This window comes from Pseudomonas sp. 4CAES_32.4 (genome assembly GCF_058136335.1).
Window position 1 is genome coordinate 1,281,596 of sequence record NZ_CM176882.1, and the last position, 13,797, is coordinate 1,295,392.

A 13,797-nucleotide genomic window follows, 5' to 3' on the forward strand; every position below is an offset into this window, starting at 1 on the left:
AATCCGGGCCTTGTTGTCTCTATGTAACTGGACAGGATCACTATGCCGGCTTCATTCGTTCATCTACGCCTGCACACTGAATACTCCCTGGTCGACGGGCTGGTGCGGATCAAGCCACTGGTCAAGGCCCTGACTGGCATGAACATGCCTGCCGTCGCGGTCACCGACCAGAACAACATGTGTTCCCTGGTCAAATTCTATAAAAACACCATGGGCGCGGGCATCAAGCCAATCTGCGGTGCCGACCTGTGGCTGTCGAACAAAGACCCGGATGCACCGCTGAGCCGGCTCAGCCTGTTGGTGATGAACGCCAAGGGCTATCGCAACCTCACCGAGTTGATTTCGCGCGGCTTCATTGAAGGCCAGCGCAACGGCATGATCATCGTCGAGCGCGAGTGGGTCGCCGAGGCCAACGAAGGCCTGATCATGCTGTCCGCCGCTAAAGAAGGCGAGATCGGCATGGCTATGATCGGTGGCAACCCGGCCGAAGCCGAAGCCTTGGCCCGTGAGTGGATGTCGGTATTCCCGGATCGTTTCTATCTGGAGATCCAGCGCACCAACCGCCCCAACGACGAAGAGCAACTGCACGGTGCTGTCGCTCTGGCTGACAAACTCGGCGCGCCGCTGGTGGCGACCAACGATGTGCGCTTCATCAAGCAGGAAGACTTTGCCGCCCACGAAACCCGCGTGTGCATCGGTGAGGGCCGCGCTCTCGACGATCCGCGACGTTCGAAGAACTACAGCGATCAGCAATACCTGAAAAGCGCCGAGGAAATGATCGAGCTGTTCAGCGATATTCCCGACGCCATCGAAAACACCGTCGAGATCGCCAAGCGCTGCAACATCGAAGTGAAACTGGGCACTCACTTCCTGCCCAACTTCCCGATTCCCGATGGCATGACCATCGATGAATATTTCCGCAAGGTGTCCTTCGACGGTCTCGAAGAACGCTTGACGGTTTTGCTGCCGAAAGACACTACCGAAGACTACGAAGCCAAGCGTCAGGTCTACGTCGACCGCCTGAATTTCGAGCTGGATATCATCATCCAGATGGGCTTCCCCGGTTACTTCCTGATCGTTATGGACTTTATCCAGTGGGCCAAGAGCAACGGCGTGCCGGTAGGTCCTGGCCGGGGTTCGGGTGCCGGTTCGCTGGTGGCTTATGTGCAGAAGATCACCGACCTCGATCCGTTGGAATACGACCTGCTGTTCGAACGTTTCCTTAACCCGGAACGGGTATCGATGCCCGACTTCGACGTCGACTTCTGCATGGACGGGCGCGACCGCGTCATCGATTACGTGGCCGAGAAATATGGCCGCAACGCGGTAAGCCAGATCATCACTTTCGGTTCCATGGCCGCCAAGGCTGTGGTGCGCGACGTGGCGCGGGTGCAGGGCAAGTCCTATGGCCTGGCGGATCGTCTGTCGAAGATGATTCCGTTCGAAGTCGGCATGACCCTGGAAAAAGCCTACGAGCAGGAAGAAATCCTCCGAGACTTCATCAAGGTCGATGAAGAGGCCGCGGAAATCTGGGAGATGGCGCGCAAGCTTGAAGGCGTGGTGCGTAACGTTGGTAAACACGCCGGTGGTGTGGTGATCGCGCCGACCAAGCTGACTGACTTCTCGCCGATCTATTGCGACGAGGCTGGCGACGGTCTCGTAACCCAGTTCGACAAGGACGACGTTGAGGCGGCCGGTCTGGTGAAGTTCGACTTCCTCGGTCTGCGGACGTTGACGGTGATCGACTGGGCGCTGAAGACCATCAACCGCGACCGCGCCAAGATCGACGAGCCGCCGCTGGACATCGCGTTTATCCCGCTCGACGACAAACCGACGTACACGCTGCTGCAAAAAGCGGAAACCACTGCGGTGTTCCAGCTTGAATCCCGCGGCATGAAAGAGCTGATCAAAAAACTCAAGCCCGACTGCCTGGAAGACTTGATCGCACTGGTGGCCCTGTTCCGTCCGGGCCCGCTGCAATCGGGCATGGTTGACGACTTCATCAACCGTAAGCACGGTCGCGCCGAACTGGCGTACCCGCACTCGGACTACCAGTACGAAGGCCTCAAGCCTGTTCTGGCGCCGACTTACGGCATCATTCTGTATCAGGAACAGGTGATGCAGATTGCCCAGGTCATGGCCGGCTACACCCTCGGCGGCGCAGACATGCTCCGTCGCGCCATGGGTAAGAAAAAGCCTGAAGAGATGGCCAAGCAGCGCGGTGGTTTCATTGAAGGTTGCAAGACCAACAATATCGACGCCGACCTCGCCGGTAACATTTTCGACCTGGTGGAAAAATTCGCCGGTTACGGCTTCAACAAGTCTCACTCGGCTGCTTACGGTCTGGTGTCGTACCAGACCGCCTGGCTGAAAACCCACTACCCGGCGCCGTTCATGGCCGCGGTACTGTCGGCGGACATGCACAACACCGACAAGGTCGTGACCTTGATCGAAGAAATTCGCACCATGAAGCTGCGTCTCGACGCGCCGGATGTGAATACTTCGGAGTTCAAGTTCACGGTGAACGACGAAGGCCGCATCATTTATGGTCTTGGCGCAATCAAGGGTGTGGGCGAGGGGCCGGTTGAGGCGATCACTGAGGCGCGCGAGGGCGGGCCGTTCAAGGATCTGTTCGATTTCTGCGCCCGGGTCGACCTCAAGCGCATCAACAAGCGCACGCTCGACGGTTTGATCCGCAGCGGCGCTCTGGATCGCCTTGGCCCGTACTTCCACGATGAGCAAAAAGCCTACCAAGCCAACATCGACCGCAACCGCGCGGTGCTGCTGACGGCCATGGAAGAGGCGATCAAGGCCGCCGAACAAACTGCACGCACTCAGGACAGCGGGCACTCGGACCTGTTCGGTGGACTCTTCGTCGAAGAAGACGCTGACGTTTACGCCAACCATCGCAAGGCCAAGGAGTTGACGCTCAAGGAGCGGCTCAAAGGGGAGAAAGACACCCTGGGCCTGTACCTGACCGGTCACCCGATTGATGAATACGAAGGTGAAATCCGTCGTTTTGCCCGCCAGCGCATCATTGATCTGAAACCGGCGCGAGATACCCAGACCGTCGCAGGCATGATCATTGCGCTGCGGGTCATGAAGAACAAGAAGGGCGACAAGATGGGGTTCATTACCCTGGATGACCGCTCTGGACGCATCGAGGCCTCGCTGTTTTCCGAGTCGTTCCATGCGGCGCAGTCGTTGCTGCAGACTGACGCGATGGTGGTCGTAGAAGGCGAGGTCAGCAATGACGACTTCTCCGGCGGCCTGAAGCTGCGGGTCAAGCGCGTGATGAGCATGGAAGATGCGCGCACCAACCTCGCCGAAAGTCTGCGCCTGAAGCTGCAGACGCAGGATCTGAAAGGCGATCAGCTACGCTGGTTGGGCGATCTGCTCAAGCGTCATCGCGGCGCGTGCCCGATCACCATGGAGTACACCAGCCCGGATGCGAAGACCTTGCTGCAGTTCGGCGAGACTTGGCGAATTGATCCGGCGGATGCCTTGATTCAGGCTCTGCGTGACCAGTTCGGGCGAGACAACGTCTTCCTCCAATACCGTTGACCGGCAGGTGCCATCATTGCGCCTGCCCGCAACCTGAATTTTTAATCTCGACCTCAGCGCGCCTCTCCCTTAAGGTAGGGCGCGAATAGACAACCGGCCGGCCCAAGCTCATTTGGGACACGACCCAAGACGGACGCCTATGAACCCGAATTTTCTAGATTTCGAACAGCCGATCGCCGACCTGCAAGCCAAGATCGAAGAGTTGCGCTTGGTCGGTAATGACAATTCGCTGAATATCGGCGATGAGATCTCCCGCCTGCAGGACAAGAGCAAAACGCTGACCGAAGACATCTTCGGCAAGCTGACCAGCTGGCAGATCGCACGCCTGGCGCGTCACCCGAAACGCCCGTACACCCTCGACTACATCCAGCACATCTTCACCGAGTTCGACGAACTGCACGGCGACCGTCATTTCTCTGACGACGCGGCAATCGTCGGCGGTATCGCCCGTCTGGAAGACCAACCGGTGATGATCATCGGTCACCAAAAGGGCCGTGAAGTCCGCGAGAAGGTACGCCGCAACTTCGGCATGCCGCGTCCGGAAGGCTACCGCAAGGCTTGCCGCCTGATGGAAATGGCCGAGCGTTTCAAAATGCCGATCCTGACCTTCATCGACACCCCGGGTGCCTACCCGGGTATTGACGCTGAAGAGCGCAACCAGAGCGAAGCGATTGCCTGGAACCTGCGTGTGATGTCGCGCCTGAAGACCCCGATCATCGCCACCGTTATCGGCGAAGGTGGTTCCGGCGGTGCACTGGCCATCGGCGTCTGCGACCAGTTGAACATGCTGCAATACTCGACCTACGCGGTGATCTCGCCGGAAGGTTGCGCTTCGATTCTGTGGAAAACCGCAGAAAAGGCCCCGGATGCTGCTGAAGCGATGGGCATCACCGCCGAGCGTCTGAAAGGCCTGGGCATTGTCGACAAGGTGATTGGCGAGCCTTTGGGCGGCGCCCACCGTGATCCGGCGGCTGCGGCTGCATCGATCCGTGCCGAGCTGAGCTCGCAACTGGCGATGCTGAAGAAGTTCGATAACGAAGCGCTGTTGAAGCGTCGTTATGATCGACTGATGAGTTACGGTCTCTGAGTCGAACGCAATACCTCTGTAGGAGTGAGCCTGCTCGCGATGAGGGCGTAACATTCAACCAATGTGTTGGCTGTCACACCGCTATCGCGAGCAGGCTCACTCCTACATTTGTTTTGGGGCAAAGAGCTAGATATGGGTCAGTCCATGATTGATTTGCCTTCCCGGCTTCTGCTGAACCTTGAGCCTTGGCGCAATGCCGCTCACTGGCGCGTCGCGTTCTCCGGTGGCCTTGATTCCACTGTCCTCCTGCATCTTCTTGCCCATCTCGCAACATCCGAATCCCTCCCTCCGTTAAGCGCAGTTCATATCCATCACGGCCTTCAGGCTGTGGCTGATGCGTGGCCGCAGCATTGCCAGTCGGTCTGCGATGGGCTGGGCGTGCCGCTGTTGATCGAGCGCGTGACAGTTCGGTCGGGCGCGAGTCTGGAGCGGGCGGCGCGGGATGCGCGGTACGCGGTGTTCAGTTCGCTGACCCAGGCCAATGACGTCTTGCTGACTGGCCAGCATCGCGATGATCAGGCAGAAACGCTGCTGTTTCGTCTGTTGCGCGGTGCCGGTGTGCGTGGACTATCCGCGATGCCGCGACAGCGTCCGGTAGGGCAAGGGACGCTGATTCGTCCATTGCTCGATGTTTCCCGGACTGAACTCGAAGCGTATGCCCAAGCTCATCAATTGAGCTGGATCGAAGACCCGTCGAATCAAGATCGGCAGTTCTCGCGCAATTATTTGCGGCATCAGGTCATGCCGTTGATGAGCGAGCGCTGGCCGCAAGCGCAGGCGAGCCTGGCTCGCAGTGCTGCGCATCTGCGTGAAGCCCAAGGGCTGCTGGATGAGCTGGCGCTGATCGATCTGACGCAAGCCTCCACCGCTCATCAATTCGAATGGCTGGGATTACCGTCTCTGGAGTTGGCGCCGCTGGCGGTGTTGTCTGCCGCCCGCCAGCGAAACGCCCTCAGTCACTGGCTTGAGCCGCTGACGCGCCTGCCTGACACCGACCATTGGTCGGGTTGGGCGGATCTGTGCGATGCCGCTCCTGATGCGTCACCGATCTGGTGTCTGGCCGATGGCGAGTTGCACCGCAGTGCCGGTCGTCTGTGGTGGCTCAGCGGTGACTGGCTGCGTACGCCAGTGATCGGTTGCGAGTGGCAGACCCCGTCTTCAGCGCTACGCTTGGCCGATAACGGACGTGTCATGTTCAGCGGGCAGACTCCCGTCGGACCTTTGCAGATTCGCTACCGACAGGGCGGCGAAGTGATGCAGTTGGTGGGTCGCGGTCATCGCGACCTCAAGCGCTTGCTCAATGAACGTGCGGTGCCGGGTTTTGTGCGTGGCAGATTGCCGCTGCTGTTTCGCGGCGAGGAACTGCTCGCAGTGGCGAACCTGACGGGTCTTGACGGCCCTGAGCACGGCGCGTGGAAATTGCATTGGCAGCCAACAGACGAAGATCAAGGTTTGAGCTGAAAGGAGCATTCCGGTAGACTACGCTCCCTTCTTGATACAACTTCTGTGGATTCGCCTGAATTACAGGAGTTGCCGATTACCAAGCAGTCTTTGCTGGGCGATTCCAAAAAATGTGTAGCGAGCAACGTACCGGTGTTTCATCTGCCGGTCTGTCCCAACGCGGCGGTTTTTTTGAAAGGTGCACTGTGATTAATGCAGGTGATCGGGGGCTTCGGCCTTCCTTCGCTTTCCCCGGCGGCTCGTACCGCTTTAACGCAGACTTCTAGGGTTTTTCATGACGCGCTACATATTCGTCACGGGCGGTGTTGTTTCTTCTTTGGGGAAAGGCATTGCATCGGCTTCATTGGCGGCCATCCTGGAGGCGCGGGGACTTAAGGTCACCATGCTGAAGCTGGACCCGTACATCAACGTCGACCCGGGCACGATGAGCCCGTTCCAGCACGGTGAAGTGTTCGTCACCCACGACGGCGCCGAGACCGACCTGGACCTGGGCCACTACGAGCGGTTCATCCGCACGACCATGACCCAGAACAACAACTTCACCACTGGCCGTGTCTACGAACACGTGCTGCGCAAAGAGCGCCGTGGTGACTACCTGGGTGCAACCATCCAGGTGATTCCGCACATCACCGACGAAATCAAGCGCCGCATCATCAAGGGTGCTGGCGACGCTGACGTGGCCATGGTCGAAATCGGTGGCACCGTCGGTGACATCGAGTCGCAACCGTTCCTCGAAGCCATCCGTCAACTGCGTTTCGAAGTCGGCGCCAAGCGCGCGATGCTGATGCACCTGACGCTGGTTCCTTACATCGCCACCGCTGGCGAGACCAAGACCAAGCCAACTCAGCACTCGGTAAAAGAGCTGCGTTCGATCGGCCTGCAGCCAGACGTGCTGGTGTGCCGTTCCGATCACCCGATCGACATCTCGTCGCGTCGCAAGATCGCCCAGTTCACCAACGTTGAAGAACGTGCGGTGATCGCGCTGGAAGACGCCGATACCATCTACAAGATCCCGGGCATCCTGCACTCGCAGGGTCTGGACGATTTCGTTGTCGAGCGTTTCGGCCTGCAATGCGGCAGCGCTGACCTGTCCGAGTGGGAAGCGGTGGTTGACGCCAAGCTGAACCCGGAACACGAAGTGACCATCGCCATGGTCGGCAAGTACATGGAACTGCTGGACGCCTACAAGTCGCTGATCGAAGCGATGAGTCACGCCGGCATCAGCAACCGCACCAAGGTCAACCTGCGTTACATCGATTCCGAAGACATCGAAAATCAGGGCACTGCGCTGCTCGAAGGTGTCGACGCGATCCTCGTACCGGGCGGCTTCGGTCTGCGCGGCGTGGAAGGCAAGATCACTGCCGTTCAGTACGCTCGCGAAAACAAGGTTCCGTACCTGGGTATCTGCCTCGGTATGCAAGTGGCGGTCATCGAGTTCGCCCGTAACGTGATGGGCTGGAAAGACGCCAACTCCACCGAGTTCGATCGTGCCAGCGGCCACCCGGTTGTCGGTCTGATCACCGAGTGGGAAGACGCTACCGGTGCCGTTGAAGTGCGTACCGAATCGTCCGACCTGGGCGGCACCATGCGCCTCGGCGCTCAGGACTGCCTGCTGGAAGCCGGTTCCAAGGTGCACGACTGCTACGGCAAGGACGTGATCGTCGAGCGTCATCGTCACCGCTACGAAGTGAACAACAACCTGCTGCCACAGCTGATCGAAGCCGGCCTGAAAATCTCCGGTCGCTCCGCTGACGCGGCGTTGGTTGAAGTGGTTGAAGCACCGGATCATCCATGGTTCGTGGCTTGCCAGTTCCACCCTGAGTTCACCTCGACCCCTCGCGATGGCCATCCGCTGTTCAGCGGTTTCGTCAAAGCAGCTTTGGCTCAACACCAGAAGAAGGCGTAACCCCGATGGCACAGAAGATCATCCGCGTCGGCGACATCGAGATTGCCAACGACAAACCCATGGTGCTGTTCGGCGGCATGAACGTGCTGGAAAGCCGTGACATGGCCATGCAGGTTTGCGAAGAGTACGTGAAGGTCACCGAGAAACTCGGTATCCCTTACGTGTTCAAGGCCAGTTTCGACAAGGCCAACCGGTCTTCTGTGACCTCTTATCGTGGTCCTGGCCTGGAAGAAGGCATGCGCATCTTCCAGGACATCAAACAAGCCTTCGGCGTACCGATCATCACCGACGTCCACGAGCCTGAACAGGCCGCGGTCGTCGCTGAGGTCTGCGACATCATTCAACTGCCGGCCTTCCTGTCGCGCCAGACCGATCTGGTCGTCGCGATGGCCAAGACCAATGCAGTGATCAACATCAAGAAAGCCCAGTTCCTCGCGCCTCAGGAAATGAAACACATCCTGAACAAGTGCGTCGAAGCGGGCAACGATCAACTGATCCTCTGCGAGCGTGGTTCGAGCTTCGGCTACAACAACCTCGTGGTCGACATGCTCGGCTTCGGCATCATGAAGCAGTTCGAGTACCCGGTATTCTTCGACGTGACCCACGCGCTGCAAATGCCGGGTGGTCGTGCCGACTCCGCCGGCGGTCGCCGTGCGCAGGTGCTGGATCTGGCCAAGGCGGGCATGAGCCAGTCGCTGGCGGGTCTGTTCCTCGAAGCTCACCCGGATCCGGACAATGCCAAATGCGACGGCCCTTGCGCCTTGCGTCTGGACAAACTGGAGCCATTCCTGGCCCAGCTCAAAGCTTTGGACGAACTGGTGAAGAGTTTTCCGACGGTAGAAACCGCGTAGCACTCAATTCTCCGGTAAAGTACCGCACGATTTGTCGCACATGCCCTCGGGCATGTGCGTTGTCGTCTGCAAGCTGCCCGCTGCACACCACTTGCCGACGGTAAAAAGATTTCCTCTAGCTGCGTCGTTTTCGTCAACTTTGGAGTGTTTACAACAATGGCAAAAATCGTCGACATCAAAGGTCGTGAAGTTCTCGACTCCCGTGGCAATCCCACCGTGGAAGCGGATGTGCTTCTCGACAACGGCATCATCGGCAGCGCGTGCGCGCCGTCCGGTGCATCCACTGGCTCGCGTGAAGCGCTCGAGCTGCGTGATGGCGACAAGAGCCGTTACCTGGGCAAGGGCGTGCTCAAAGCGGTAGCCAACATCAACGGTCCGATCCGCGATCTGCTGCTGGGCACCGACCCAAGCGACCAGAAAGCCCTGGATCACGCGATGATCAAGCTCGACGGTACCGAAAACAAAGCAACCCTGGGCGCCAACGCCATCCTCGCCGTGTCCCTGGCTGCGGCCAAGGCTGCTGCGCAGGACCAGGACCTGCCGCTGTACGCACACATCGCCAACCTCAACGGCACTCCGGGTGTTTACTCGATGCCGGTACCAATGATGAACATCATCAACGGTGGCGAGCACGCGGATAACAACGTCGACATCCAGGAATTCATGGTGCAGCCGGTTGGCGCCAAGTCGTTCTCGGAAGGTCTGCGCATGGGTACCGAGATTTTCCATCACTTGAAAGCTGTGCTGAAGGCTCGTGGCCTGAGCACCGCCGTTGGCGACGAAGGCGGTTTCGCACCAAACCTGGCCTCCAACGAAGACGCACTGAAAGTGATCTCCGAAGCAGTGGCCAACGCCGGTTACAAGCTGGGCACCGACGTGACCCTGGCCCTGGACTGCGCGGCCAGCGAATTCTACGAAGACGGCAAGTACAACCTGTCCGGCGAAGGCCAGGTGTTCACCGCTGAAGGTTTCGCTGACTACCTCAAAGGTCTGACCGAACGTTATCCGATCATCTCGATCGAAGACGGTCTGGACGAGTCCGACTGGGCTGGCTGGAAGATCCTCACCGACAAGATCGGCGAGAAGGTTCAACTGGTGGGCGACGACCTGTTCGTGACCAACACCAAGATCCTGAAAGAGGGCATCGATAAAAACATCGCCAACTCGATCCTGATCAAGTTCAACCAGATCGGCACCCTGACCGAAACCCTGGAAGCCATCCAGATGGCCAAGGCCGCCGGTTACACCGCAGTGATCTCGCACCGTTCCGGCGAAACCGAAGATTCGACCATCGCCGACCTGGCTGTGGGCACCTCGGCTGGCCAGATCAAGACCGGTTCGCTGTGCCGTTCCGACCGCGTTTCCAAGTACAACCAACTGCTGCGTATTGAAGAGCAGTTGAATGGCAAGGCCAAGTACAACGGTCGCTCTGAGTTCCGCGGCTAAGTTGTAAATGGTAAAAAGACACCGGATTGTGTCGGAAAAGTCGTGACAGCGATGGATTTGCCACTAATCTGATGCCTTAACAGCACAAGCCTGGATCTTCCAGGCTTCGTGCTATCAGATGCTTCAAATTTTTGGCGTGGCTGTCTTTTTTCACTGGATACCTGATATTCGATGCGCAGTCCTTACTGGTTGTTTCTCGTTTTGCTCTTGCTGCTGGCCGGTCTGCAGTACCGCCTGTGGGTGGGCAATGGCAGTCTGGCGCAGGTCGCCGAGCTGAATCAGCAGATTGCTGATCAACATGCCGAGAACGAAGGTTTGCTGGAGCGCAACCGAGTGATGGACGCTGAAGTCAGCGAGTTGAAAAAGGGCATGGAGACCGTTGAAGAGCGGGCTCGTCACGAACTGGGCATGGTCAAGGACGGCGAAACCCTTTACCAGTTGGCCCAATGATCAATTCCCTGCCGGCCTTCTGGGCCGTGATTCCTGCCGCGGGCGTCGGTGCCCGAATGGCCGCGGACCGTCCCAAGCAATACTTGCAACTGGGTGGGCGCACAATTCTCGAACACAGCCTCGGCTGTTTCCTCGATCACCCAAGCCTCAAAGGGTTGGTGGTCAGTCTTGCTGTTGATGATCCGTACTGGCCGAACCTGGCGTGCGCTGGCGACTCGCGAATTCAGCGCGTTGAAGGTGGAGCCGAGCGTTCTGGCTCGGTGCTCAATGCCTTGCTGCATCTGCATTCGCAGGGCGCCGATGATGAAGATTGGGTGCTGGTGCACGATGCGGCACGACCGAATCTGAGTCGCGAAGATCTCGATAAATTGCTCGATGAACTGGCGGATGACCCGGTCGGCGGATTGCTCGCGGTGCCTGCGCGCGACACGTTGAAGCGTGTTGACAAGCACGGTCGTGTGGTCGAAACCGTTGATCGCAGTGTGATCTGGCAGGCTTATACGCCGCAGATGTTCCGCCTCGGTGCGTTGCACCGGGCGTTGGCGGACAGTCTGGTCGCCGATGCCGTGATCACCGATGAAGCTTCGGCGATGGAGTGGGCCGGGCTGAAGCCGCGACTGATCGAAGGGCGCGCGGATAACCTCAAAGTTACGCGGCCGGAAGATCTGGAGTGGCTGCGTCAGCGTTGGGCTAATCGCCGCTGAAGGCTGTGGTGCCTCGTCCGCAGCCTTCGCGAGCAAGCTCGCTCCCACATTTTAATCTGCGCCTGACCCCAAATTTGCATTCTCCGTCGATTCCTGTGGGAGCTAGCCCTGCTAGCGATAGCGTCTGCTAAGGCACCGCATAACTTAGCTTCGATATTCCGGCCGTTCAGCCAACCCCTCCTTCAAAAAATCCACCAACTTGCGCACCTTCGGCGACAAATGCCGTTGCTGCGGATACAGCGCCCACACCGCCGTATTCGGTGGCTGATGCGCCTCCAGCAGCGAAATCAACGCGCAACTGTGCAAATGTTCCAGCACGTAATAATCCGGCAACTGACACAACCCTACTCCCTGAAGCGCCGCGTCCAGTACCGCTTGCCCACTGTTGCAACGCCAATTTCCCTGAACCCGCTGGGAAAATTCCCGCCCATTCTGCTCAAGCTGCCAGATGTCCGTACTACCGATCAGGCAATTATGCCGGGTCAGTTCCGACAAACTGTGTGGGCGTCCATACCGCTCGATGTAGGACGGTGACGCGCAGAGAAACATCCGACGAGGCGCCAGCCGCGTCGCGACCAGGCGCGAGTCCTGCAGCCGACCCAAGCGAATCGCCAGATCCAGCCCCTCATGCACCAGATCGAGTTGGCGATTGCTCAGCTCGATATCGATGCGCAGTTGCGGGTACAAACCCATGAACCGCGTCACCAGCGGCACGATGAAGCGTTCGCCATAGGCCACTGCGCAGGTCATGCGCAGCATGCCTTTCGGCTCGCTGGTCAAGTCGCCGACCGCGCGCAAGGCTTCTTCGCGACCGTCCTGCAAACGTTGGCAATGCTGGAGGAACGTCTGGCCAGCCTCGGTCAGCGTTACTCGGCGAGTACTGCGATAAAGCAGGCGCGTCTGCAAGCGCTCCTCCAGCCGTACGATTTGTCGACTGACGTGTGAGGAAGAGACGCCAAGACGCTCGGCTGCAGCGGTGAACTGGCTGCACTCGGCAACGGCGACGAACTCGTCGATGCCTTCCCAGCGATTTTCGGACATTGGGACTATCCCTGTATGGCAATAATGTTTTGCTTTTGTCCTGATTATTCATCGTAGAGCCATGTATTACACTCCTTGTCTGCTTTTTTATTTCAATGGATTCACTGGAGAGTCAGCATGATCAAGTCGCGCGCCGCCGTAGCCTTCGAGGCCAAAAAGCCGCTGGAAATCGTAGAAGTCGATGTCGCCATGCCCAAGGCCGGTGAAGTTCTCCTGCGTGTCGTCGCTTCCGGTGTTTGCCACACCGACGCCTACACCCTGTCCGGCGCTGACCCGGAAGGCATTTTCCCGTCGATCCTCGGTCACGAGGGTGGCGCCATCGTTGAAGCCATCGGCGAGGGCGTGACCTCGGTTGCCGTGGGCGACCACGTCATTCCGCTGTACACCCCGGAATGTGGCCAGTGCAAATTCTGTAAGTCGGGCAAGACCAACCTGTGTCAGGCGATTCGCGCGACTCAGGGCAAAGGCCTGATGCCGGACGGCACTTCGCGTTTTTCCTACAAGGGCGAAACGATTTTCCACTACATGGGTACTTCGACGTTCTCGGAATACACTGTGCTGCCGGAAATCTCCGTGGCCAAGATCTCCAAAGATGCGCCACTGGAAAAGGTTTGCCTGCTGGGTTGCGGCGTCACCACGGGTATCGGTGCCGTGCTCAACACGGCCAAGGTCAAACCGGGTGACACCGTGGCCATTTTCGGTCTGGGCGGCATCGGTCTGTCGGCGGTAATCGGCGCGGTGAAAGCCAAGGCTGCGCGCATCATCGCCATCGACATCAACCCGGCCAAATTCGAGATCGCCAAACAACTCGGCGCCACTGACTGCGTGAACCCGAAAGATTTCGATCGTCCGATCCAGGAAGTGATCGTCGACATGACCGATGGCGGCGTTGACTTCTCCTTCGAGTGCATCGGCAATGTGCAACTGATGCGTGCAGCGCTTGAGTGCTGCCATAAAGGTTGGGGCGAATCCGTGATCATCGGTGTGGCCGGTGCCGGTCAGGAAATCGCTACCCGTCCGTTCCAGTTGGTCACCGGTCGCGTCTGGCGCGGTTCGGCGTTCGGCGGCGTGCGCGGCCGTACCGAATTGCCAAGCTACGTCGACATGGCTCAGAGCGGCGAGATCCCGCTGGATACTTTCATCACCCACACCATGGGTCTGGAAGATATCAACAAGGCGTTCGACCTGATGCACGAAGGCAAGAGCATCCGTACCGTCATTCATTTCTAAAAGCAGCGGCAAGTTACAAGCTTCAAGCTACAAGTAACTGCGCTTTTGCCTGTTCTT

The 13,797-nt window shown here is 58.7% G+C and carries 10 protein-coding genes; 9 read left to right on the forward strand and 1 reads right to left on the reverse strand.

What is annotated here, in order from left to right; translation table 11 throughout:
* Positions 1-42 precede the first annotated feature (42 nt).
* The 8 genes from dnaE to ispD all read left to right on the forward strand — a co-directional run bounded on the left by dnaE (position 43) and on the right by ispD (position 11,469).
* Positions 43-3,564: a DNA polymerase III subunit alpha gene (gene dnaE, locus AC3Y64_RS05620; protein ID WP_489986723.1), complete on the forward strand. Its 3,522-nt coding sequence runs from the start codon at positions 43-45 to the stop codon at positions 3,562-3,564.
* A gap of 139 nt (positions 3,565-3,703) precedes the next feature.
* Positions 3,704-4,651 carry an acetyl-CoA carboxylase carboxyltransferase subunit alpha gene (locus tag AC3Y64_RS05625; protein ID WP_158960639.1) on the forward strand — a complete coding sequence of 316 codons (948 nt, stop codon included), beginning with the start codon at positions 3,704-3,706 and terminating at the stop codon, positions 4,649-4,651.
* A gap of 132 nt (positions 4,652-4,783) precedes the next feature.
* Positions 4,784-6,112 carry a tRNA lysidine(34) synthetase TilS gene (gene tilS / locus AC3Y64_RS05630; RefSeq protein WP_489986724.1) on the forward strand — a complete coding sequence of 443 codons (1,329 nt, stop codon included), beginning with the start codon at positions 4,784-4,786 and terminating at the stop codon, positions 6,110-6,112.
* Positions 6,113-6,386: 274 nt separating this feature from the next.
* Positions 6,387-8,018 (forward strand): CTP synthase, encoded by a 1,632-nt coding sequence (gene pyrG / locus AC3Y64_RS05635; RefSeq protein ID WP_158960646.1) that lies wholly within the window; start codon positions 6,387-6,389, stop codon positions 8,016-8,018.
* 5 nt (positions 8,019-8,023) lie between these two features.
* On the forward strand, positions 8,024-8,869 hold the full coding sequence (gene kdsA / locus AC3Y64_RS05640; protein ID WP_007908840.1) for a 3-deoxy-8-phosphooctulonate synthase: 846 nt from the start codon (positions 8,024-8,026) through the stop codon (positions 8,867-8,869).
* Positions 8,870-9,025: 156 nt separating this feature from the next.
* Positions 9,026-10,315, forward strand: coding sequence for a phosphopyruvate hydratase (eno, locus tag AC3Y64_RS05645; RefSeq protein WP_007908839.1), 1,290 nt, complete (start codon positions 9,026-9,028; stop codon positions 10,313-10,315).
* A gap of 171 nt (positions 10,316-10,486) precedes the next feature.
* Positions 10,487-10,765: a cell division protein FtsB gene (ftsB, locus tag AC3Y64_RS05650; protein ID WP_007908838.1), complete on the forward strand. Its 279-nt coding sequence runs from the start codon at positions 10,487-10,489 to the stop codon at positions 10,763-10,765.
* Positions 10,762-11,469 carry a 2-C-methyl-D-erythritol 4-phosphate cytidylyltransferase gene (ispD, locus tag AC3Y64_RS05655; RefSeq protein ID WP_489986725.1) on the forward strand — a complete coding sequence of 236 codons (708 nt, stop codon included), beginning with the start codon at positions 10,762-10,764 and terminating at the stop codon, positions 11,467-11,469. The genes ftsB and ispD overlap by 4 nt, the downstream gene beginning before the upstream one ends.
* A gap of 144 nt (positions 11,470-11,613) precedes the next feature.
* Here ispD and AC3Y64_RS05660 read toward each other — a convergent pair whose 3' ends face one another.
* Complete coding sequence (locus AC3Y64_RS05660) at positions 11,614-12,510, reverse strand: LysR substrate-binding domain-containing protein (RefSeq protein WP_489986726.1); 897 nt, start codon at positions 12,508-12,510, stop codon at positions 11,614-11,616.
* 117 nt (positions 12,511-12,627) lie between these two features.
* Between AC3Y64_RS05660 and AC3Y64_RS05665 the strand changes: the two genes are divergently transcribed.
* Positions 12,628-13,740: an S-(hydroxymethyl)glutathione dehydrogenase/class III alcohol dehydrogenase gene (locus AC3Y64_RS05665; protein WP_007908835.1), complete on the forward strand. Its 1,113-nt coding sequence runs from the start codon at positions 12,628-12,630 to the stop codon at positions 13,738-13,740.
* The last annotated feature ends 57 nt before the right edge of the window (positions 13,741-13,797 follow it).

What these genes read in the sequence shown, in the direction of transcription:
- tilS (WP_489986724.1), top strand. Translation starts at nt 4,784, where the DNA reads ATGGGTCAGTCCATGATTGATTTGCCTTCCCGGCTTCTGCTGAACCTT.
- dnaE (WP_489986723.1), top strand. Translation starts at nt 43, where the DNA reads ATGCCGGCTTCATTCGTTCATCTACGCCTGCACACTGAATACTCCCTG.
- pyrG (WP_158960646.1), top strand. Translation starts at nt 6,387, where the DNA reads ATGACGCGCTACATATTCGTCACGGGCGGTGTTGTTTCTTCTTTGGGG.
- ispD (WP_489986725.1), top strand. Translation starts at nt 10,762, where the DNA reads ATGATCAATTCCCTGCCGGCCTTCTGGGCCGTGATTCCTGCCGCGGGC.
- AC3Y64_RS05625 (WP_158960639.1), top strand. Translation starts at nt 3,704, where the DNA reads ATGAACCCGAATTTTCTAGATTTCGAACAGCCGATCGCCGACCTGCAA.
- AC3Y64_RS05665 (WP_007908835.1), top strand. Translation starts at nt 12,628, where the DNA reads ATGATCAAGTCGCGCGCCGCCGTAGCCTTCGAGGCCAAAAAGCCGCTG.
- eno (WP_007908839.1), top strand. Translation starts at nt 9,026, where the DNA reads ATGGCAAAAATCGTCGACATCAAAGGTCGTGAAGTTCTCGACTCCCGT.
- ftsB (WP_007908838.1), top strand. Translation starts at nt 10,487, where the DNA reads ATGCGCAGTCCTTACTGGTTGTTTCTCGTTTTGCTCTTGCTGCTGGCC.
- kdsA (WP_007908840.1), top strand. Translation starts at nt 8,024, where the DNA reads ATGGCACAGAAGATCATCCGCGTCGGCGACATCGAGATTGCCAACGAC.
- AC3Y64_RS05660 (WP_489986726.1), bottom strand. Translation starts at nt 12,510, where the DNA reads ATGTCCGAAAATCGCTGGGAAGGCATCGACGAGTTCGTCGCCGTTGCC.